General features: G+C 67.0%; 14 protein-coding genes, 1 tRNA gene and 1 pseudogene. 13 read left to right on the forward strand and 3 right to left on the reverse strand.

Going from position 1 to position 21327, the window contains the following annotated elements; translation table 11 throughout:
* Nucleotides 1-24: 24 nt before the first annotated feature.
* From mutY to mutM, 3 genes are read right to left on the reverse strand one after another with little or no spacing between them, the layout of a single operon-like run.
* Entirely contained in the window at nt 25-1107 is a 1083-nt protein-coding gene (mutY, locus tag B9P64_RS18390; RefSeq protein ID WP_085317604.1) for an A/G-specific adenine glycosylase, read from the reverse strand.
* Between the two features lie 45 nt (nt 1108-1152).
* Nucleotides 1153-3123: a dynamin family protein gene (locus B9P64_RS18395; protein ID WP_085317606.1), complete on the reverse strand. Its 1971-nt coding sequence runs from the start codon at nt 3121-3123 to the stop codon at nt 1153-1155.
* Between the two features lie 57 nt (nt 3124-3180).
* Entirely contained in the window at nt 3181-4014 is an 834-nt protein-coding gene (gene mutM, locus B9P64_RS18400) for a bifunctional DNA-formamidopyrimidine glycosylase/DNA-(apurinic or apyrimidinic site) lyase (RefSeq protein ID WP_085317608.1), read from the reverse strand.
* A gap of 154 nt (nt 4015-4168) precedes the next feature.
* Here mutM and B9P64_RS18405 point away from each other — a divergent pair, with 154 nt between their 5' ends.
* The 13 genes and pseudogenes from B9P64_RS18405 to B9P64_RS18470 all read left to right on the forward strand — a co-directional run bounded on the left by B9P64_RS18405 (nt 4169) and on the right by B9P64_RS18470 (nt 21324).
* Nucleotides 4169-5887, forward strand: coding sequence for a tetratricopeptide repeat protein (locus B9P64_RS18405; RefSeq protein WP_176256881.1), 1719 nt, complete (start codon nt 4169-4171; stop codon nt 5885-5887).
* A gap of 158 nt (nt 5888-6045) precedes the next feature.
* Nucleotides 6046-6564, forward strand: coding sequence for an outer membrane lipoprotein LolB (locus B9P64_RS18410; protein WP_176256882.1), 519 nt, complete (start codon nt 6046-6048; stop codon nt 6562-6564).
* The gene (ispE, locus tag B9P64_RS18415; RefSeq protein ID WP_085317613.1) at nt 6564-7475 is read left to right on the forward strand and encodes a 4-(cytidine 5'-diphospho)-2-C-methyl-D-erythritol kinase; all 912 of its coding nucleotides are present in this window, start codon (nt 6564-6566) and stop codon (nt 7473-7475) included. Before B9P64_RS18410 ends, ispE begins: the two co-directional genes overlap by 1 nt.
* A 39-nt stretch (nt 7476-7514) precedes the next feature.
* Nucleotides 7515-7591, forward strand: a tRNA-Gln gene (locus tag B9P64_RS18420).
* A gap of 112 nt (nt 7592-7703) precedes the next feature.
* Complete coding sequence (locus B9P64_RS18425; protein ID WP_235840039.1) at nt 7704-8660, forward strand: ribose-phosphate pyrophosphokinase; 957 nt, start codon at nt 7704-7706, stop codon at nt 8658-8660.
* A gap of 90 nt (nt 8661-8750) precedes the next feature.
* Nucleotides 8751-9341, forward strand: a complete 591-nt coding sequence (locus B9P64_RS18430; protein WP_085317615.1) for a 50S ribosomal protein L25/general stress protein Ctc — start codon at nt 8751-8753, stop codon at nt 9339-9341.
* 54 nt (nt 9342-9395) lie between these two features.
* Nucleotides 9396-9980, forward strand: a complete 585-nt coding sequence (pth, locus tag B9P64_RS18435) for an aminoacyl-tRNA hydrolase (protein ID WP_085317617.1) — start codon at nt 9396-9398, stop codon at nt 9978-9980.
* 125 nt (nt 9981-10105) lie between these two features.
* Nucleotides 10106-11197 carry a redox-regulated ATPase YchF gene (gene ychF, locus B9P64_RS18440; protein ID WP_085317619.1) on the forward strand — a complete coding sequence of 364 codons (1092 nt, stop codon included), beginning with the start codon at nt 10106-10108 and terminating at the stop codon, nt 11195-11197.
* Nucleotides 11198-11245: 48 nt separating this feature from the next.
* Nucleotides 11246-14155 carry an SNF2-related protein gene (locus tag B9P64_RS18445; RefSeq protein WP_085317621.1) on the forward strand — a complete coding sequence of 970 codons (2910 nt, stop codon included), beginning with the start codon at nt 11246-11248 and terminating at the stop codon, nt 14153-14155.
* A 127-nt stretch (nt 14156-14282) separates the two neighbouring features.
* Nucleotides 14283-16084, forward strand: a pseudogene (locus B9P64_RS29115) (DNA methyltransferase); the annotation flags it as partial.
* Between the two features lie 3 nt (nt 16085-16087).
* Nucleotides 16088-17149, forward strand: a complete 1062-nt coding sequence (locus B9P64_RS18460) for a virulence RhuM family protein (RefSeq protein ID WP_085317627.1) — start codon at nt 16088-16090, stop codon at nt 17147-17149.
* Nucleotides 17146-19872: a DEAD/DEAH box helicase gene (locus B9P64_RS18465; RefSeq protein WP_085317629.1), complete on the forward strand. Its 2727-nt coding sequence runs from the start codon at nt 17146-17148 to the stop codon at nt 19870-19872. The genes B9P64_RS18460 and B9P64_RS18465 overlap by 4 nt, the downstream gene beginning before the upstream one ends.
* A 24-nt stretch (nt 19873-19896) precedes the next feature.
* Nucleotides 19897-21324, forward strand: a complete 1428-nt coding sequence (locus B9P64_RS18470) for a Wadjet anti-phage system protein JetA family protein (protein ID WP_085317631.1) — start codon at nt 19897-19899, stop codon at nt 21322-21324.
* Nucleotides 21325-21327 lie beyond the last annotated feature (3 nt).

A 21327-nucleotide genomic window follows, 5' to 3' on the forward strand; every position in this document is an offset into this window, starting at 1 on the left:
CGGCAGGCGGCGCCGCGCCGCGCGTCACTCGCTGCCGAACAGCCCGCCGCGCTCGCTGGCATGCAGGTCGAGCAGCACGCGCTTGACCGGCGTGGGCAGGGCGGCGTCGGCGGCATCGGCCAGCGCCAGCCAGAGCTGGCCCGGCTCGGCGGCGACCGTCGGCTTGCGCACCAGTCGCGCCAGCATCGGCACGAAGCTGAGCTTGAAATGCGTGAACTGATGCTCGCGCGGCGCCAGCGGCCGGGCGACCGCGTCGGCATCGAGCCGCGCCAGCGCGGTTGCGAGCGCTGGCGCATCGGCGAATTCGGGCAGCGTCCACAGCCCGCCCCAGATGCCGCTCGGCGGGCGGCGCTCCAGCAGCACCTCGTCGCCGTGCAGCGCGATCAGCATCGCGGCGGCGCGCGTCGGCACGGCCTTTTTGGGGCGCGGTGACGGCAGGCTGGCGGTGCGGCCGTCGCGCAGCGCGACGCAATCGGCGGCCAGCGGGCAGGCGTCGCAGCCCGGCTTGCCGCGCGTGCAGACGGTGGCGCCGAGGTCCATCAAGCCTTGCGTGTAGCTCTCGATGGCGCCCGGCGCGGGCGGCGGCAGCAGGCTGTTGGCCAGGGTCCAGAGCCGCGCTTCGACCGCCGGCGCGCCGGTCCAGCCCTCGATGCCGGCCCAGCGCGCCAGCACCCGCCGCACATTGCCGTCGAGGATGGCGCCGCGCTCGCCCGAGCTGAACGCGGCGATCGCGGCGGCGGTCGAGCGGCCGATGCCGGGCAGGGTTTGGAGCGTGGCGGCGTCGGTCGGAAAGACGCCGCCGTGGTCGCGCATGACGGCAATCGCGCAGGCGTGCAGATTGCGCGCCCGGGTGTAGTAGCCGAGGCCGGCCCACAGCGCCATCACCTCGCCGTCGGGCGCGGCGGCGAGTGCCGCCACCGTCGGAAAGCGCGCCAGGAAGCGCTCGTAGTAGGGGATGACCGTCGCGACCTGGGTCTGCTGCAACATGATTTCCGACAGCCAGACGCGGTAGGCGTCGGTGCTTTGCTGCCAGGGCAGGTGATGGCGGCCGTGCTGGCGCTGCCAGTCGACGATGCGGGCGGAGAAGCTGGGGCGGGATTCGGGCATCGGCCGATGATGCCCGAGGCGCTGGCGCCGGCCGGCGCCGCGCGATCAGGCGGTGGCGCCGCGCTGGGCGGCCGACGCGGCCATGCGCAGGCGCGGCACGTCGGTGGCGGTGAGCGAGATCACTTCGGTGCCGATCAGCGCGCGCAGCTCGGCGCTGCGGTCGTCGTGGTCGCTGCATTCGGCTTCGGCCACGACCAGCTGGCTGCGCAGTTCTTCCACGCGTTCTTCGAGTTCGCTGCTGGCTTCATGCACGCGGCGGATCGATTCGAGCCGGCGCCGCAGATCGCGCTGCTGCTCGCGCACCTGCGATTCGATCGGCGTCAGCGCGCAGTCGAGCCAGGCTTCGGCATCGCGGCCGGCGCGGTCGAAGATGTCGCGCACGCCCTGCGACATGGCGGCGAAGAAGCGGTCGACCAGATTGGCGCGCACCCGGGTCACGATCTGCACCGTGCTGAAGTGGGCATCGGCCTTGCGGCGCAGCCGGTCGATGGCCTCGGCATAGCGGCCGAGCTTGAGCTTGGGCGCCGGCGGAATGGTCATGCTGCGCTCGGCGGCAAAGCGCTTGCCCATGGCGTTGACCAGCGACTGGATCTCGTCGAGCGTGGACTGGGCGATGCGCATGCGCTCGGCCAGCGTGTCGAAGTAGTCGTGCATCGAGCCGCGCAGCTGGGCCGAGAAGGTGTGCTGGATCATGCGTTCGCGCGCCTCGGCGGCGGCTTCGCGCACCGCGTCCTCGCCCAGCACCGACCACACCTGGTTGGACAGCCGCGCAAACACCGCGCGCAGCGCCACCAGCTGCTTGACCAGATTGTCGAAGTCGCTGCGCTCGTTCTGCAGCCGTTCGAGCATGCGGTCGACCGCCGCGCGGTTCTTGCCGCGCAGCGATTCCAGCTCGCCCAGCTGCTCGGACACGATGCGCGAGCGGCCGACCAGGATGGCGTGGGCCTCGCGGTCGATGCTGTCGAGGTCGATGGCGAGCTGGCCGCGCACGATGCGCTGGCGCTGTTCCACCAGCCGCTGCGCCAGCGCCTGCTCGAAATCGGGCAGGCCGCTGCGCGTCAGCAGGTCGGCGTCGCCGGCGATCTTGGCCACCAGCCCCTTCTGCGCGGTGAGCGGAAACACCTGATCGCGCGCCAGTCCGAGCGTGGCGGCGCTCTCGCGGGTCTGGCGCTCGATCTCGCCGGCCACTTCGGCCGGCGTGCGCAGCGCATCCCACATCGCGTCGATCTTGTTGAGCACCACCACGCGGTGGGTGGCCGCGATGCCGTCGAGATGCTCGGTCCAGACCGCATGCTCGGACTGGGTCACGCCGGTGTCGGCGGCCAGGATGAACACCACCGCATCGGCGCCCGGGATGAGGTTGAGCGTGAGTTCGGGCTCGCTGCCGAGCGCGTTCAGCCCCGGCGTGTCGATGACCACCAGCCCCTGCTCCAGCAGCGGATGCGGGAAGTTGATGATGGCGTGGCGCCAGACCGGGATCTCGATCTCGGTGGCGCCGTCGTCGTCCTCGGCCAGACCGAGCGCGCGCGCGACGGCGACCGGCACCTTGCGCGTCTCGGCCACGCGCGCCAGCGCCGTCGCCACGGCGTCGGCATCGTCGATGCGGAAGTTGACGGCGGTCCAGGCGTCGAGCCGGTTGCGGTAGTCGGATGTGGTGCCGCGCTCGCCGCGCGTCTCGATCGGCAGCAGCCGGATGCCGGCCGGCAGCGTCGGGTCGTAGACCAGCTCGGTCGGGCACATGGTGGTGCGGCCGGCGGCGCTCGGCAGCATGCGGCGACCGTAGCCGGCGAAGAACACCGCGTTGATGAGCTCGCTCTTGCCGCGCGAGAACTCGGCGACGAAGGCCACGGTGAGCTTCTCGCCGCGCAGCCGCTCGAGCATGCGCGCGACGCTGGCGCCGACCGCCGGGCTGTCGAGTCCGTGCTCGGCGACCCAGTCGCGGTGGCGCCCGATGGCTTGCGCGAGGCTGCCGCGCCAGCTGCTGTAATCCTCGACCTGGCGGGCAAACTGGCTCATCGCTTCAACTCCGTCGGTTAGCGCATTGGGGGCGACCGGCGACCGTAGCACGCGGTTTCAGTGCTGACAGTGCGAGCACCAGAAGGTCGCGCGCTGTCCTTGACGGATTGCGCGCACCGGCTCGCTGCAGACGCGGCAGGGCTCGCCGGCGCGGCCGTAGACGGCGGTTTCGAGCTGGAAATAGCCGGGCGAGCCGTCGCTGCGGGCGAAGTCGCGCAGCGTGCTGCCGCCGGCCGCGATCGCGCGCCCGAGCACGTCGCGGATCGCCGCGACCAGCTTCTCGCAGCGCGCCAGCGACAGCTTGCCGGCCGCCGTGGTGGGCCGGATGCCGGCCAGGAACAGCGCCTCGGATGCATAGATGTTGCCCACGCCCACCACGATGTCGCCGGCCAGCAGCACCTGCTTGATGGCGGTACGCCGGCCCTGCGCCAGCCGATGGAACAGCCGCGCATCGAAGCCGGCCGAGAACGGCTCGATGCCGAGCGCGGCGAGCAGCTTGTGCCCGGCCAGCGGACCGTCGGCACGCGCATGCCACACCACGGCGCCGAAGCGGCGCGGATCGGTCAGCCGCAGCAGCTGCCGGCCGGCGGCGCCGTCGATGACGATATCGGCATGGTCCCAGGCGCCGGGCGGCACGCCGTCGGGCAGCACCGACAGCCGGCCCGACATTCCAAGGTGAACGATGAGCCAGCCCGGCGCGGTCTCGATCAGCAGGTACTTGCCGCGCCGGTCGACCGACAGCACGGTCTGGCCGGCCAGCAGCGCCGGCGCCTCGGCGGCCAGCGGCCAGCGCAGCGCCTTGTCCGACAGCCGCACCGCGACCACGCGCGCGCCGAGCAGATGCGGCTCGATGCCGCGCCGGGTGACTTCGACTTCGGGGAGTTCTGGCATGGAGGTATCAGGGCGTCACGGCCGGCCGGCCTTGCGTGCATGGACTATGCTTGCCACGGAACAAATCACTTGCGATCGGGCACGGCGAATGGACATCGGAAGGCTCAAACATTCTAGTCGGGCGCTCGCGCTGGCCCTTGGCGCAGCCGGGCTGATGACGGCGCTGCCGGCCACTGCCGCAGCAAGCCGCGTGGCGCTGGCCCAGGCCTCGGACGACGCCAAGCCGCCCGCCGCCGCCGTGGCCGCCGCCCGCCGCGTGCTGCCCGACGAGCGCTTCGATGCGCCGTCGATGTACCAGATCATCATGGCCGAGATCGCCCTGCAACGCGGCGAGGTCGCGGCCGGCTATGCCACCTATCTGTCGGTCGCGCGCAGCACCGGCGATGCGCGGCTGGCCAAGCGCGCGGTCGAGATCGCGCTGGCGCGCCGCGATGTCGACGCGATGCTCGAAGCGACGCGGCTGTGGTCGCAGATTGCGCCCGAGGACCGCGATGCGCAGACCGCGCTGCGCGGTCTGCTGGTCGAGTCGGGCCGCATCGCCGAGGCCGAGCCGCTGCTCAAGACCTGGCTGGCCGGTCTGGCCCATCCCGAGCTGGCATTTGCCGAATTGCAGCAGCAGGCGTCCATTGGCAGCGACAAGGCCGCCACGCTGCAAGTGCTCGACCGGCTCGGCCAGCCCTATCTCAATCAGCCCCAGGTGCGGCTGGCGCTGGCCCGCGCGGCCTTCGGCGCCGGTCAGCGCGACCGCGCGCTGGTCGAGGCGCGCGCCGCGCTCAAGCTCGACCCCAACAACGAGCTGGCCGTGCTGACCACCGCCGAGCTGCTTTCGGCCGGCGACCCGGGTGCCGCGATCGGCCTGCTGCGCGATCACGCCAAGGCCCATCCCGACGCGCTCGAAGTGCGGCTCGCCTATGCGCGCGCGCTGGCCCAGAGCGGCGATGTCGATGCCACGCGCGCCGTCGTCAAGCCGCTGCTCGACAAGTCGGCGCCGCCCCGGCTCATCGCGGCGGCGGCCGGCATCGCCTACCAGATCAAGGATTTCGACCTCGCGCAAACGGGCTTCGAGCGCGCCATCGCGGCCGCCCGGGCGGTGCCCAACAACGGCGGGCTCGATGTCGATGCGGTGCGCTTCGGCCTGGCCCAGCTGTACGAGGACCGGCACGACTATAAGCGCGCCGCCGAGGTGCTGCGCGGCGTGCAGGGCGCGCGCGCCTTCACCGCCCAGATGCGCGTGGCGCTGCTCACCGCACGCGACGGCCGCATCGACGATGCGCGCCGCGTGCTGCACGACCTGCCGGCGCGCGACGACTCGGAAGCCATGCAGATCACCCTGACCGAGGCGCAGATCCTGCGCGACGGCAAGGACTCGCAGGGCTCGTTCCGCGTGCTGTCCGAGGCGCTCGCCAAGTCGCCCGACGCGCCCGAACTGCTCTACGACTACGCGCTGGCGGCCGACAAGGTCGGCAAGCCGGCCGAGATGGAGCGCGCACTGCGCCGCGTGATCGAGCTGCGGCCCGGCGAAGCCCAGGGCTACAACGCGCTCGGCTATTCGCTCGCCGACCGCAACGAGCGGCTCGACGAGGCCGGCCGGCTCATCGACCGTGCGCTCGAACTGGCGCCGGACGACCCCTTCATCATGGACAGCAAGGGCTGGGTGCTCTACCGCCAGGGCTGGCTCGACGAATCCATCGCCACGCTGCAACGCGCCTACCAGCTGCGCGGCGACCCCGAAATCGCCGCCCATCTCGGCGAGGTGCTGTGGGTGGCCGGCAAGCGCGATGCGGCCCAGCAGGCCTGGCGCGCCGCCCGTGCGCAGGACCCGGCCAACGAGACGCTGGTCGAGACGCTGGCCCGGCTGAACGTGCGCTTCTGATGGCTGGGCAAGTGCGCCGCGCGCCGGGCGCCGGTGTCGCGGCGATGCTGCTGGCATGCGCGGCGCTGACCGGATGCGCCGGAATGGCCGGACGCGGCGCGACCGCGCCGGCTGCCGCAGCCACGCCAGTGCCGGACCCGCGTGGCACCGGCGCCGCCGTGAGCGACCTTCATGCGCCCGACTGCGCTGCGGTCGACTGCCGGCCGGCCGGGCTCACGGTCTCGGGCCGGCTCTCCATCACCACCGAAAACCTCGCGCCCGACGCCCAGCCCGCCTACAGCAGCGGCAGCTTCACCTGGGCCGAGCAGGGCGATGCCAGCTCGCTCGCCTTCGCCACGCCGCTCGGCCAGATCGTCGCCGAACTGTGGATCGAGCCCGGCCGCGCGCGCATGCGCAGCAGCGCCGGCGATGAAGTGGCCGTCTCGCCCGACGAACTTGCCGCGCGCCGGCTCGGCGCGCCGCTGCCGGTCGAAGGCCTGCGCGACTGGCTGCGCGGCCGCGACCGCAGCGGCCGTCCGCGCGCGCCTGCAGCCTTCGACGAGGACGGCTGGAGCATCGCCTATCCGCGCATGTCCGCCGACGGCACGCATCCGGCCGCGCTGCGGCTGCGGCGCGCCGGCCCGCCCGCCATCGACGTGCGCATCGTCATCGACGACTGGACCGGAGTCGCGCCGTGATGCCGCCCATCCGCTGGCTCGACGATGGCGGCGTCGTGCTGCCGGCGCCGGCCAAGATCAATCTCTTCCTGCACATCGTCGGCCGGCGCGCCGATGGCCGGCATCGGCTGCAAACCGTGTTCCGCCTGCTCGACCTCGCCGATGAAGTCGAGCTGCATCCGCGCGCCGACGGCCGCATCGAGCGCAGCGCCGGCATGGCCGATCTGCCGCCCGAACAGGATCTGGCGGTGCGCGCGGCACTCGCGCTGCGCGCCGCCACCGGCTGCACCGCCGGCGTCACCCTCGCCGTGCGCAAGGCGATCCCGGCCGGCGGCGGCCTCGGCGGCGGCTCCTCCGATGCCGCGACCGTGCTGCTCGGCCTCAACCGGCTCTGGCGTCTCGGCCTCGCGCGCGAGCGGCTGATGGAAATCGGCCTGGCGCTCGGCGCCGACGTGCCCTTCTTCATCTACGGCCGCAGCGCCTTCGCCGAAGGCATCGGCGAACTGCTGCGCGCCGTTGACCTGCCGCCAGCCGACTACCTTGTTGTATTTCCCGGCACATCGGTGCCCACGGCAGAGATTTTTTCCGCCCCCGAGTTGACACGGAATACACCGGAAATTACAGTAGCGAGCTTTTCGGAAGCCATGCTTTTCGCGGCTCCGGGAAGCGGCAGGCAAGACACGCTCGGCTTCGGTCACAACGACATGGAGCCAGTGGCAGCAAGCCGCTATCCCAGGGTTCGCACGGCGCTCGATTGGCTCCATGCCAACCGACTGCACGGCAGGATGAGCGGCTCCGGTGCCAGCTGCGTTGCGCAACTGCCTCAAGGCGCAAACAGTTCGGTGCTCGAGCTGCCTGCGGGCATGACGGCCACGATGGCAAGCGGAGTCGATGTTCATCCGCTGCTCGACTGGACCGGTCAGCTTCCGTAAGCAAGCGGTCATTTGTGCATCGCCGTCAGGCGTTGCATTAGGGGAGTCGCCAAGTTGGTTAAGGCACCGGATTTTGATTCCGGCATCCGAAGGTTCGAGTCCTTCCTCCCCTGCCAGCATTAGCCCGCCAGGCTTTCCTGGCGGGCGTTTTGCTTTGTGGGCCCGGCACTTTTCACTGTGCGCGATTCCACGTCCCTCCGTCTGTTCGCTCTTGACTCCAAGCACGCCATGACACCCGTCGCCGAAAACCTGATGGTCTTCACCGGCAACGCGAACCCCAGGCTCGCAGCCGAAGTCGCCCGCAACCTCAACGTTCCGCTCGGGAAGATGACTGTGGGCCGGTTTTCCGACGGCGAGGTCATGGTCGAGATCAACGAGAACGTGCGCGGTCGCGACGTCTTCGTGATCCAGTCCACCTGCGCGCCGGCCAACGACACGCTGATGGAACTGATGGTCATGGTCGACGCGCTCAAGCGCAGCTCGGCCGGCCGCATCACCGCCGTCATTCCCTACCTCGGCTATGCGCGCCAGGATCGCCGCACGCGCTCGGCGCGGGTCGCGATCACGGCCAAGGTCGTCGCCAACATGCTTCAAGTGGCCGGCGTCGATCGGGTGCTGACGATGGACCTGCACGCCGACCAGATTCAGGGCTTCTTCGACATCCCGGTCGACAACGTCTATGCGTCGCCGGTGCTGCTGGGCGACATCTGGAAGCAGGACTTCCAGAACCTGCTGGTCGTGTCGCCCGACGTGGGCGGCGTGGTGCGCGCGCGCGCCATCGCCAAGCGGCTCGACAGCGACCTCGCCATCATCGACAAGCGGCGCCCGAAGGCGAACGTGTCGGAGGTGATGAACATCATCGGCGACGTCGCCAACCGCACCTGCGTGATCATGGACGACATGGTCGATACCGCCGGCACGCTGTGCAAGGCGGCCCAGGCGCTCAAGGATCACGGCGCCCAGCGCGTGCTGGCGTATTGCACGCACGGCGTGCTGTCGGGCGGCGCGGCCGAGCGCGTGGCCAATTCGGCGCTCGACGAGCTGGTCGTGACCGACACCATTCCGCTGCGCGACGACGCCGCCAAGTCGGGCAAGATCCGCGTCCTTTCGGTGGGCGCGCTGCTCGCCGAGACGATCAACCGCATCACCAAATCCGATTCGGTCAGCAGCCTGTTCATCGAATAAGGCTGCCGACTCATCTGCACGCCGGCCTTTGTGCCGGCGTTTTTTCACAGTGCGCACCTGGTCGCGGGGCGCACAGCCATTGGAGCAAACATGAAAGTTGAAGCCGTCACGCGCACCCTGCAGGGCACCGGAGCGAGCCGCCGCCTGCGTCGCGCGGGCAAGGTTCCTGCCATCGTCTACGGTGGCACGGCCGCGCCGGTGTCGATCGAGCTCGATCACAACTCGATCTTCCACGCGCTGCGCAAGGAAGCCTTCCATTCGTCGATCCTCGATCTGAGCATCGACGGCGTGTCAGCCGGCCCCGTGCTGCTGCGCGACTTCCAGGTCCACCCGTACAAGCAGCTCGTGCTGCACGTCGACCTGCAACGCGTCAGCGCGACCGAAAAGATCCACATCAAGGTGCCGCTGCACTTCGTGGGTGGCGAAGAATCGCCGGCCGTGAAGCTGGGCCACAACGTCATCAGCCATCTGGTCACCGAACTGGAAGTGCTGTGCCTGCCGGGCAACCTGCCGGAATTCATCTCGGTGGACCTGAGCACGCTGGAAGCCGGCGTCACGCTGCACGCCAGCCATCTCGTGCTGCCGGAAGGCGTGGAAATCCCCGCCGCCGGCATCGAAGCCGCCATCGTGTCGGCCGTGGCGACCGCCAAGGGCGCCAGCGACGAAGCCGCTGCCGAGTAATCGCGCCGCAAGCCAGCAAAAGGCCCGCCCCGCGCGGGCCTTTTTCTTGCCGCCATGAAAGCCATCAAGCTCATCGTCGGCCTCGGCAATCCGGGGCAGGAATACGCCGACACGCGCCACAACGCCGGCTTCTGGTTTGCCGACCGGCTGGCGGCGCGCGCCGGCGCCAGCCTGCGTGCCGACAAGGCCTACCAGGCGCTGACGGCCAAGGGCCAGCTCGCCGGCCTGCCGGTCTGGTTCTGCGAGCCGCAGACCTTCATGAACCGCTCGGGCATCTCGGTGTCGGGGCTGGCCAATTTCTACAAGCTGGCGCCCGACGAAATCCTGGTGGCGCATGACGAACTCGATTTCCTGCCCGGCACGGTCAAGATGAAGAAGGGCGGGTCGTCGGGCGGGCACAACGGGCTCAAGGACATCGCCGCGCGCATCGGCAGCCAGGATTTCTGGCGCCTGCGCATCGGCATCGGCCATCCGCGCTCGCTGGCGCTCAACCAGCAGGTCGCCGATTTCGTGCTGCACCGGCCCAGCCGCACGCACCAGGACGAGATCGACGCCGCCATCGACGCGGCGCTCGACGTGATGGACGACTTCGTGCGCGGCGACGGCGACAAGGCCGTGGCGAAGCTGCACGCGCGCTGAACGGCCGGGCCGGCGCGGACAGCGCGCCGCCGCCGTCAACCCGCCTCGCGCCGCCGCGCGCCCTGACAAGAACTCCGCCGGGCCGCCTCGCTACACTCCCGCGCATTCACCTGATCGGAAATTCCATGAGCCTCAAATGCGGCATCGTCGGGCTGCCCAATGTCGGCAAGTCCACCCTGTTCAACGCGCTGACCAAGGCCGGCATCGCGGCCGAGAACTATCCGTTCTGCACCATCGAGCCGAACACCGGCGTGGTCGAGGTGCCCGATCCGCGCATCGACGCGCTGAGCCTGATCGTGAAGCCCGAGCGCGTGATGCATGCCATCGTCGAGTTCGTCGACATCGCGGGGCTGGTGGCCGGCGCGAGCCAGGGCGAAGGTCTGGGCAACCAGTTCCTCGCGCACATCCGCGAGACCGACGCCATCGTCAACGTGGCGCGCTGCTTCGAGGATGAAAACATCATCCACGTGGCCGGCAAGGTCGACCCGATCGACGACCTGGAAGTGATCCAGACCGAGCTGTGCCTGGCCGACATGGGCACGGTCGAAAAGTCGCTGCACCGCTACGGCAAGATCGCGCGCTCGGGCGACAAGGACGCCAAGAAGCTGGTCGACGTGCTCGAAAAGTGCCAGAAGCAGCTCGACCAGAGCCTGCCGGTGCGCGCGCTGGATCTCAGCGACGACGAGCGCGCGCTGGTCAAGACGCTGTGCCTCATCACCGCCAAGCCGGCGATGTTCGTCGGCAACGTGGACGAGGGCGGCTTCGAGAACAACCCGCACCTGGATCGGCTGAAGGAATACGCCGCGAAGCACGGCGCGCCGGTGGTGGCCATCTGCGCCAAGATCGAATCCGAAATCTCCGACCTGAGCGACGAGGACAAGGCGGTGTTCCTGGCCGACATCGGCATGTCGGAACCCGGCCTCAACCGGCTGATCCGCGCCGGCTTCAGCCTGCTCGGGCTGCAAACCTATTTCACCGCCGGCGTGAAGGAAGTGCGCGCCTGGACCGTGCCGATCGGCGCGACCGCGCCCCAGGCCGCCGGCGTGATCCACACCGACTTCGAGCGCGGCTTCATCCGCGCCGAAGTGATCGCCTATGAAGACTTCATCGCGTTCAAGGGCGAGCAGGGTGCGAAGGAGAAGGGAAAGATGCGGCTCGAAGGCAAGGAATACGTCGTGAAGGACGGCGACGTGATGCACTTCCGGTTCAACGTCTGACCCTCAAAACCAGTAGCGCCGGTCCGGTGCTCGCATCGGACCGGTCACATGCCTGCGACGATGCAGTACAGCCCACACCAGCTCGCCTACTTCGCCAGCAAGCTCACGCTCAAGGCGCCAGCCGATTCGATCGAGCGCATGACCGGCGCCTTGCTCGATGCCCAGGTCGACCTCAATCCGCATCAGATCGACGCCGCCCTGTTTGCGACCGCCAATCCGCTGTCGCGCGGCGTGATCCTTGCCGACGAGGTCGGGCTGGGCAAGACGATCGAAGCCGGCCTGCTCATCGCCCAGCGCTGGGCCGAGCGCAGGCGCCGCATCCTCGTCATCGTGCCGGCCAATCTGCGCAAGCAATGGCATCAGGAACTGGCCGACAAGTTCGGTCTGCCGGCCATCATTGTCGAAGCCACGTCGTACAAGAAGGCGCTGGCCGATGGCGTCGCCAACCCCTTCGAGCAGGCCGCCGCGCCCGGCGCCGTCGCCACGGCCATCGTCATCTGCTCGTACCAGTTCGCGGCCGGCAAGGCGGCGGACGTGGCCCGCGTGCCCTGGGATCTCGTGGTGGTGGATGAAGCGCACCGCCTGCGCAACGTCTACAAGCCCGAGAACAAGACCGCCAACACCTTGCGCGACGCGCTCGCCCACGCGCCCAAGGTCTTCCTCACCGCCACGCCGCTCCAGAACACCCTGCTTGAGCTGTTCGGCCTCGTGAGCTTCATCGACGACCTCGTCTTCGGCGATCTCGACAGCTTCCGCCAGCAATTCGGCAATGCGCGCGACGCCGGCAACTTCGCCGAGTTGCAGCGCCGGCTGGCACCCATCTGCAAGCGAACGCTCAGGCGCGAGGTCGAGGCCTACGTCAAGTACACCCGGCGCATCCCGGTGCGCTACGACTTCAAGCCCTCGTCCGACGAGGCCACGCTCTACGAGCTGGTTTCGGCCTACCTCCAGCGCGAGCGCCTGTTCGCGCTGCCCAACAGCCAGCGCCAGCTCATCACCCTCGTGCTGCGCAAGCTGCTGTCGTCGAGCACCTTCGCCATCGCGGGCGCGCTCGACACCCTGGTCAACCGCCTGCGCCGCACGCTCGGCGAGCGCATCGCCGCCGCGTCGGAGCTGGGCGACGACTACGAATCCTTCGACGCTACGGCCGACGAATTCGGCATCGCCAACCTCGACGACAGCCGCCCGCAAGGCGAGAACGAAATCGCCGCCATCCGCGCCGAAATCGTCGAGCTGGAAGCCTTCCGCGACCTCGCCGTCTCGATCACCGACAACGCCAAGGGCGCGGCCCTGCTCACCGCCCTCAAGGCCGCCTTCGAGCGGCTCGACGAGATGGGCGCCGCGCGCAAGGCCATTGTCTTCACCGAATCGCGCCGCACCCAGAGCTACCTGCTGAACCTGCTCGGCCAGACCGAGCACGCCGGCCATGTCGTGCTCTTCAACGGCAGCAACAGCGACGGCGACGCCCGCCGCATCCATGCCGAATGGCTCGCCCGTCATCGCGGCACCGACCGCGTCAGCAACTCGCGTACCGCCGACACCCGCGCCGCGCTGGTGGACTGGTTCCGCGAGCAGGGCAGCATCATGATCGCCACCGAAGCCGGCGCCGAAGGCATCAACCTCCAGTTCTGTTCGCTCGTCATCAACTACGACCTGCCCTGGAACCCCCAGCGCATCGAGCAGCGCATCGGCCGCTGCCACCGCTACGGCCAGAAGCACGACGTGGTCGTGGTCAACTTCCTCAACCTCGACAACCAGGCCGATGTCCGTGTCTTCGAGCTGCTCGACCAGAAATTCCGCCTGTTCGACGGCGTGTTCGGCGTGAGCGACGAAGTGCTCGGCGCCATCGAATCGGGCGTCGATTTCGAGCGCCGCATCGCCGACATCTACCAGCGCTGCCGCCATCCCGACGACATCGACGCCGCTTTCGCCCAGCTGCGTCACGACCTCGCCGGCGAGATCGATGCCGCCATGCTCGACGCCCGCCGCGCCCTGCTCGAACACTTCGACGAAGACGTTCAGCAGCGCCTGCGCGTCACCTCGGCCGACGCCAGCGCCAGCCTCGACCGCATGGAACGGCTGCTCATGCGCTTCACGCGCGCCATGCTCGACGGCCGCGCCCGGTTCGACGCCGACGGCCTCGCCTTCACGCTGCCCGCGCCGCTTGAACTTGTCGCCGAAGGCGTGGCCGAGCCCGGCCCCGGCGTGCCGGCCGGCCGCTACGAGCTACCGCGCCGCAATGACGACGCGCATGTGTACCGGCTCCAGCATCCGCTCGCCCAGGGCCTGCTCGCGGCCGCACTGCGCGCCCCCTTGCCGCCCGCGCGCCTGCACCTCGACTACGCCGCCTACGGCAGCCGCGTCGATGGGCTGCTGGCCTTGCGTGGCAGCGGCGGCAGCGTGGTGGTCGAGCGCCTGACCATCGCCGCGCTCGGCACCACCGAGGACTACCTGCTCATCGCCGCCGAGGCCGGCGGCCAGCCGCTCGACGCCGAGCTGTGCGAAAAGCTGCTCGCCTTGCCCGGCCAGGCCGAGCCCGCCTGGGCCGCCGCTCCGGTGCCCGCCGCGCTGCGTGCCAGCCTCGACGCCCGGCGCAGCGAAATCGAAGGCCATGTCGAAACGCGCAACCTCGACTACTTCGCGGCCGAGACCGACAAGCTCGACGCCTGGGCCGACGATCTGCGCTTCGGCCTCGAACGCGAAATCAAGGAGCTTGACCGGCGCATCAAGGAAGCCCGCACGCGCGGCCGCAGCGCCGCCACGCTGGCCGAAAAGCTCGCGTTCCAGAAGGAGCAGCGCGAGCTGGAAGCGCAACGGGACAAAAAGCGCCGCGAGCTGTTCGTGCGGCAGGATGAAATCCAGCGCGAGCGCGACCGACTCATCGACGACCTCGAAGCCCAGCTCGACCGCCGGGTGACGCTGCAAGCGCTGTTCGCCTGCGAGTGGCGCATCGACTGACCGGCCCGCGCGGGCGCCGGGGCACTGGCCGCCGAAGGCCGCCGGCCCGAAGCCCGCGACAAGCGAATACCCCCAAATGAGGCGCCCGCCCGCCGGCATGGCCGCGCCCGCAAGCAGGAATGCAGCGATGAAGCAGAAACTGGAATTGACCTGGATCGGCAAGGATGTGCGGCCGAAACTCGAACCGCGCATTCTTCTGGAAGATACCGAAAAGAGCTATTGCGCGAAGCAGCGGGTTTCGGACAACGATCAATTCGACAATCGACTGATCTTTGGCGACAACCTGCTCGCGCTGAAGGCGCTGGAGCAGGAATTTGCGGGGAAGGTGAAATGCATCTATATCGACCCGCCATACAATACTGGGCAGGCGATGAAGCACTATGACGATGGACTGGAGCACTCTATATGGCTATCACTGATGCGTGAGCGCTTTATTTGCCTTAAAAGATTATTGCGCTCAGACGGAGTCTTTCTCTGTCAACTTAATGATGAAGAAATGGCTTATGCCAAAGTGCTGCTTGACGAAGTCTTTGGACGGTCCAATTTCCTTAATCATGTAAGCGTTCGAATGAAGCAGACCGCGGGTGCTTCAGGTGGCGGGGAAGACAAGAGGTTAAAGAAAAATACTGAACATATCTTGATTTATGCTAATGACAAAGATGGAATGCATGGATTTGTGAAATTCAACGATGTGTACGATGAAGAAGATTTATTCGACGTCATTGAAGAGATGCGTGCTGAGGGTAAAAGTTGGAAATACACCAGAGTACTTCTGGACTTGGGGCGAAGAGAATTTTTCAAACAGATTCAAGACGGCAATGGTGAACCAATTGACGTATACACGCATTACGGCGTGGTAATGCTGCCAATCTCTGTGCTTGCCGCTAGAGAAGGCCTTACTGAACAGCAGTGCTATAAGAAATACTTTGATCGAGTTTTTAGAGACACTAACGCGCAGAGTTCAATTCGTACGCGAGTTATGGACGCCACCGCCGGAAAAGGTGATTTTTTCAGTATCGAGTACATACCTAGGTCTGGTCGCCGCAAGGGTCAAAAAATTACCCTGTACTACAAGGGTAATAATTGCGACCTAATTGCTTGGCTAGGTGACGTCGCGATTAAGAAGGGAGATCGACTCGTTAAGCTGGAGAAGGCGGGGACTTATTGGGAAGGATTTCCGCTTAATAACTTAACCAAAGAGGGGGCGTCTCTTTTCCGAATGGTAAGAAACCGGAAGCGCTCCTTCATAAGGTGTTGGAGCTCTGCACTGATCCTGGAGATTGGGTGCTTGATTCGTTTGCCGGGTCCGGCACTACGGGCGCAGTAGCACATAAAATGCAAAGGCGCTGGGTGATGATCGAGCTTGGCGAGCATTGTGACACTCACATCGTGCCCCGGCTACAACGCGTAATCGATGGGCAGGATACAGCCGGCATTACAAAACTCACTAAATGGAAAGGCGGCGGCGGTTTCCGCTATTACCGCCTCGCACCCAGCCTGCTCAAGCAGGATCGCTGGGGCCAGTGGGTCATCAATCGCGAATACAACCCCGAAATGCTCGCCGAGGCCATTTGCAAGCTTGAAGGCTTCAGCTATGCGCCGAGCGCCGATCTGTATTGGCAGCACGGCCATAGCAGCGAATGCGATTTCATCTACGTCACCACGCAAACCCTCGGCGCCGAGCAATTGCGCGCGCTGGCCGAGGAAGTGGGGCCGCAGCGCTCGCTGCTGGTGTGCTGCGCGGCCTTTCGCGGCAATGCCGACCAATTCGCCAATCTCACGGTCAAGAAGATTCCGAAAATGGTTCTGCAAAAGTGCGAATGGAGCCATGACGATTACAGCCTCAATGTCGAGAACCTGCCGCAGGCGCCCCGGCCAGAACCGGGCGTGCCGCGACAGCAGGCGCTGTTTGGCGGCGACGAGGGCTGAGCCATGGCCGGCGAGTTCCTGCTCTATCAGGCGCCCGATGGCAGCACCCGGCTCCAGGTGCGCCTGGAAGAACGCACGCTGTGGATGACCCAGCAGCAGCTCGCCGAGCTCTACCAGAGCACGCCGCAGAACATCACCCAGCACCTGCGCGCCATCTATGCCGAGGGCGAGCTGGACGAGGCGGCAACCTGTAAGCCGTACTTACAGGTTCGCGACGAGGGCGGCCGCAGCGTGAGCCGCAGCCTCAAGCATTACCGGCTGGAAGTGGTGCTGGCGGTCGGTTATCGGGTGCGCTCGCATCGCGGCACGCAATTCCGGCGCTGGGCCACCGAAACGTTGCGCGATTACCTGCAAAAGGGTTTCGTGCTGGATGACGAGCGTTTCAAGCGCGCCGAGGACGATGCCTATTTCGACGAGCTGCTCGCGCGCATCCGCGACATCCGTTCTTCCGAAAAGCTGTTCTGGAAGAAGGTGCTCGACATTTATGCGACCAGCATCGATTACGACCCGACGGTCGAGACTTCGCAGCGGTTTTTTGCAGCGGTGCAAAACAGGATGCATTGGGCCGCCCATGGCCACACCGCGGCCGAATTGATTGCCGCACGCGCCGATGCCGCCGCGCCCAACATGGGCCTCACTCATTGGGCTGGCGCGGCGAAGGGCGGGCCGATTCGCAAGGCCGATGTGACGATTGCCAAGAACTATCTCGATGAAGCCGAACTCGCGACGCTCAATCGCATCGTGAGTGCGTATATCGACGTGGCCGAATTGCAGGCCCAGTCGCGCAAGCCGATGACCATGCGCGACTGGATTGCCCGGCTGGACGACTTTCTGCGCATGACCGAGCGCGATGTGCTCACGCATGCGGGCAAGGTCAGCGCCGAGTTGGCGCATGCCAAGGCCGAGGCGCAATTCGACCTGTTTCGCGCGCGGGAACTCGCGGCGCCTTCGCGGGCCGAGCGCGATTTCGAGGCGACGATTGCCGCGCCGGTCAGGCTCATCGACAAGACGCGCCGCAGCACCCGGCCCGCCGCCCCCAAAAACAAGAAGGACAGCAGCGAATGAATCCGGAAAACATCGCCCGCGCCATTGCCGGCCGCTTGAGTCTGCGCGCGCCCCAGGCCGAAAGCCTGCATCGGCTGGTGGCGGCCATCGATTCGGTGCCGGCCCTGCGCGACCATTCGGCGCGCACGCCCACCGATCTGGCCGCGATGGTCGAGGCGCTGAAGGCGCAGTTTCCCGATCTGTCGGATTTCGAGCGCGATTTCCCGTCGCTGTGCTTTGCACTGGCCACCGGCGTGGGCAAGACGCGGCTGATGGGTGCCTTCATCGCCTTTCTGCATGCGGCCTTCGGCTATCGGCATTTCTTTGTGCTGGCGCCCAACCTCACGATCTATGAAAAGCTCAAGCGCGATTTCACGCCCAACACGCCCAAATACGTGTTCAAGGGCATTGCCGAATTCGCAGTCACGCCGCCCGAGGTGATCGACGGTGAAACCTATGAGCGCCAGGGCACGCGCAGCCTGCTGGGCGGCATCGAGATCAATGTGTTCAACATTTCCAAGATCAATTCGGAAGTGCGCGGCGGCAAGGCACCGCGCATCAAGCGGCTTTCCGAATATCTGGGTCAGAGCTATTTCGACTATCTGGCCGGTCTGCCCGATCTAGTGCTGCTGATGGACGAATCGCATCGCTATCGCGCCAGTGCGGGCGTGCGGGCGCTCAATGAGCTCAAGCCGCTGCTCGGGTTGGAATTGACGGCCACGCCTTTTACCGAATCGACCAAGGGGCCGGTGCCGTTCAAGAACGTGGTGATGGGCTATACGCTGGCGCGCGCGATCGAGGATGGTTTCGTCAAGGAGCCGGCCGTCGTCACCCAGCAGAACTTCGATCCGTCGGCCCACAGCCCCGAGCAGCTGGAGCGCATCAAGCTCATGGACGGCGTGCGCGTGCATGAGGAAACCAAGGTGCATCTGCTGACCTATGCGCAGCAGACCGGCGAGCGCGTGGTGAAGCCCTTCATGCTGGTCATCGCGCGCGACACCGCGCACGCCAGCCAGCTCATGCAGCTGATTTCCGGCGAGCTGTTCGAGGGGCGTTATGCGGGCAAGGTGATTCAGGTGGACAGCGGCACCACCAGCGGCGCCGAGGGCGACGAGATCGTGCAGCGCCTGCTGGCGGTGGAGAGCTATGACGAACCGACCGAGATCGTCATCCACGTGAACATGCTGAAAGAGGGCTGGGACGTGACCAACCTCTACACCATCGTGCCCTTGCGGGCGGCCAACGCCCGCACGCTGATCGAGCAGTCGATCGGGCGCGGTCTGCGCCTGCCCTATGGCCGCAAGACCGGCGTCGAGGTGGTGGACCGGCTCAACATCATTGCCCACGACCGCTTTCAGGAAGTGGTGGACGAGGCCGGGCGCGGCGACTCGCCGATCCGGCTCAAGGAGCTGAAGCTCGCACCGCTCGATGCCGACACGCCGCCGCTGCGCAATCTGTCGGTGCAGTCCACGCTGACGGCGCTGCTGGGCCTCGCGCCGGCCAATGCCACGCCTGCTGGCGGCAGCTATCCGGTCGGGCCGGTGCCTGGCACGGCGCTCTACACCGGCGAACAGACCCGGGTGGTGCAGGCGGTGCTGGATGTGGTCAACGATCTGAGCCGGCGCGGGCCGGCGGGCGATGCGGCACCGGTCGTGCCGACCAGCGCGGCGCTGACCGAGCCCGAAGTGCAGGCCGGCATCGCGGCCCGGGTCCAGGCCAGATTGCCGCCGTCGCAAGGCGAGCTGTTGCCGGCCGACGGACCTTCGGTGGTCGAGATCGTGCGCAAGACGCTGGCGCTGGTGGCCGAGCACACCATCGACATTCCGCGGATATTGGTAAAGCCGAAGGGCGCGGTCCGCTCGGGCTATCGCCCGTTTGCGCTCGATGTCTCGCGCTTCAATTTCCAGCCGCAAGACGAACAGCTGGTCAGTCGCGGATTGCAGAGCGGTGAGGAATTGCTTTATGGCCGATCTTCAATCGTGCAGGAATTGCGGCTGGCAGATTATGTGATTCGGGAACTGATCGATTTCGACGACATTTCCTATGACGATCACGGCGATCTGCTCAATGAATTGGCCGAACAGGTGGTGGCGCATTTCCGGTCCTATCTGAAGTCCGAAGATGAATTGCACAGCGTGCTCGGCAATCATGCAAAGTCGATTGCCGACAATCTACATGCGCAACTGGCCCGCAATCATTTCGAGAGCGCCGATGAAACCGAGGTGGTGGTCAGCCAGGGTTTCACGCCCTTGCGTCCGTGCGCGGTCACGGCCCAGGGCGAGGTGCTTGCGCTGCATCAGCCGCCTGCCGACCGCAGCCGCATTGCGGCGCTGGTGTACGGGGGCTTCAGCCGTTGCGCCTACACCTTCCAGAAGTTTCACTCGGATACCGAGCGGGTGCTGGCCGTGATTCTTGAGCGCGATTCGCAGCGCTGGTTTCGGCCGGTGGCCCAGCAATTCAATATCTATTACCGCCGGGGCGTGGAGCAGCCGGAATATGTGCCGGATTTCGTGGCTACGACCCGACTGGAGAATCTGCTCATCGAAACCAAGCGCGCCGGCGATATCGAAACCGACGAAGTGCGGGCCAAGGCGCTGGCCGCTGCGCAATGGTGCGCACATGCATCCGATTATTCGCGCCGGAACGGCGGCAAGCCCTGGCGGTATTTGCTGATTCCGCATGACGCGGTGCAATCGAATGCCACGCTCGATGCGCTGGCCCAGCGTTTCGAATGGCGCGGCTGAGCGCCGCAGCCCGGGATTGGCGGCATGCATTTTTTCAATTCACCGCGCGAGCAGTTCTTTCGGCCGCTGACGCATGGCAACCGTGAGTTGTGCGCGACGGTGCTGCGTCAGTTGCACGAGCGCGTGCACGGCACGAATGCCGATTATTCGGAGCCGCTGACGCGGGAAATCGTCATCGAGGTAATCGTGCGTGCGCTGGCCGATCCGGCACTGCGAGCCCAGGCCTTCGACGATGGCCGGGCGGTGTCGGCAGAAGAGGAGCGGACTTGCGCCGGCGAATTGCTGCTCAAGCTCAAGCAGCATGGCTGGATCGAGGATTACCGCGATCCGATCGATCTGCGGCCCACGCTCAAGCTCAGTCGTGCCGGCAAGGCTTTCAGCCAGACCTTTGCCGAACTCGACGATTCGCGTACCCGTACCCGGCAACGCAACATGCGCTCGGCGCGCAAGGCGCTGGCGGCCTTTCTCGACAGCCAGGATGCCGACGAGCTGCTCGATGCGCATGAATTCGCCAGCCGCGTCGTGCAGGACTTGCAGGACGACATCGAGTATTTCCGCCAGCTGATCCAGAGCCTCACACGCGAAGCGCTGGCCCAGCAGGTGGCCTGGAGCGAGTTCAACGAGTTCATCGAAAAGCGCTTTGCGCGCGAGTACGCGGTGCGACTGGTGGCCGACTCGGCCGAGCGTCATCGCGGTCACATCGCCGAGGCGCTCGACCGCGTGCTGGCCTTGCCCGGCGACGCGCGCATGGCGATCGATGCGCATCTGCTCCAGCGCGCGCCTTGGCTGGAGCGCGAGACCCAGGGTCGCAGTCCGATGCAATGGCTGGCCGACCGCATTCAGACCATGGTCGATGCGGCCTGCGAAACCAAGCTGCCGATGCTGCGCTCGGAGATGAACAACTATGTGCGCCGCTTTGCGAGCCTGCTGCGACAGGCGCTGTCGCTCGATTACGGTGCCGAATCGCCGCTTGGGCGAACGATGGGCTGGCTCAAGGAGCAGCCGGCGCCGGCACGCCTGACCTTGCTCGACGTGCTTGGCGGACGGCTTGCCATGAGCGAGGTCCGACTGGCACCGGCGGTGCTGCGCTGGGCACCGCAGCGGCGCGACGAGTTGCCGGCGGTAGCGATGGCGCCGCTGGTCATCGACGCGGCCAGTCGGCTTGACGCTGCGTTGCGGCGCGCCGAGGCCGAGGCCTTCGCGCTCGGCGACCGAGACTTGCTGGCCGGTCTGCTGCCGCTGCTTGAGCGTGGCCCGATCGGTCTGGGCGACCTGACCGTCAAGACGGCCCGCGATGCCTTGCGGGTGTTGCACGCGGTCGGCGCGGCGCGTTCGCCAGAAGGGCGGGTGCATGTCGATGTGCGCCGCCGTCCCGGGCGGATCGAGAACGAATTTTTCGTTGCCGACGATTACGAGCTGGCAGCGCGCGAGTCGCGCGGCACGGCTCGCTGACTT

Origin of the sequence: Derxia lacustris (genome assembly GCF_002105195.1) — a bacterium.
In the GTDB taxonomy this organism is placed as follows: Bacteria; Pseudomonadota; Gammaproteobacteria; order Burkholderiales; family Burkholderiaceae_E; genus Derxia; species Derxia lacustris.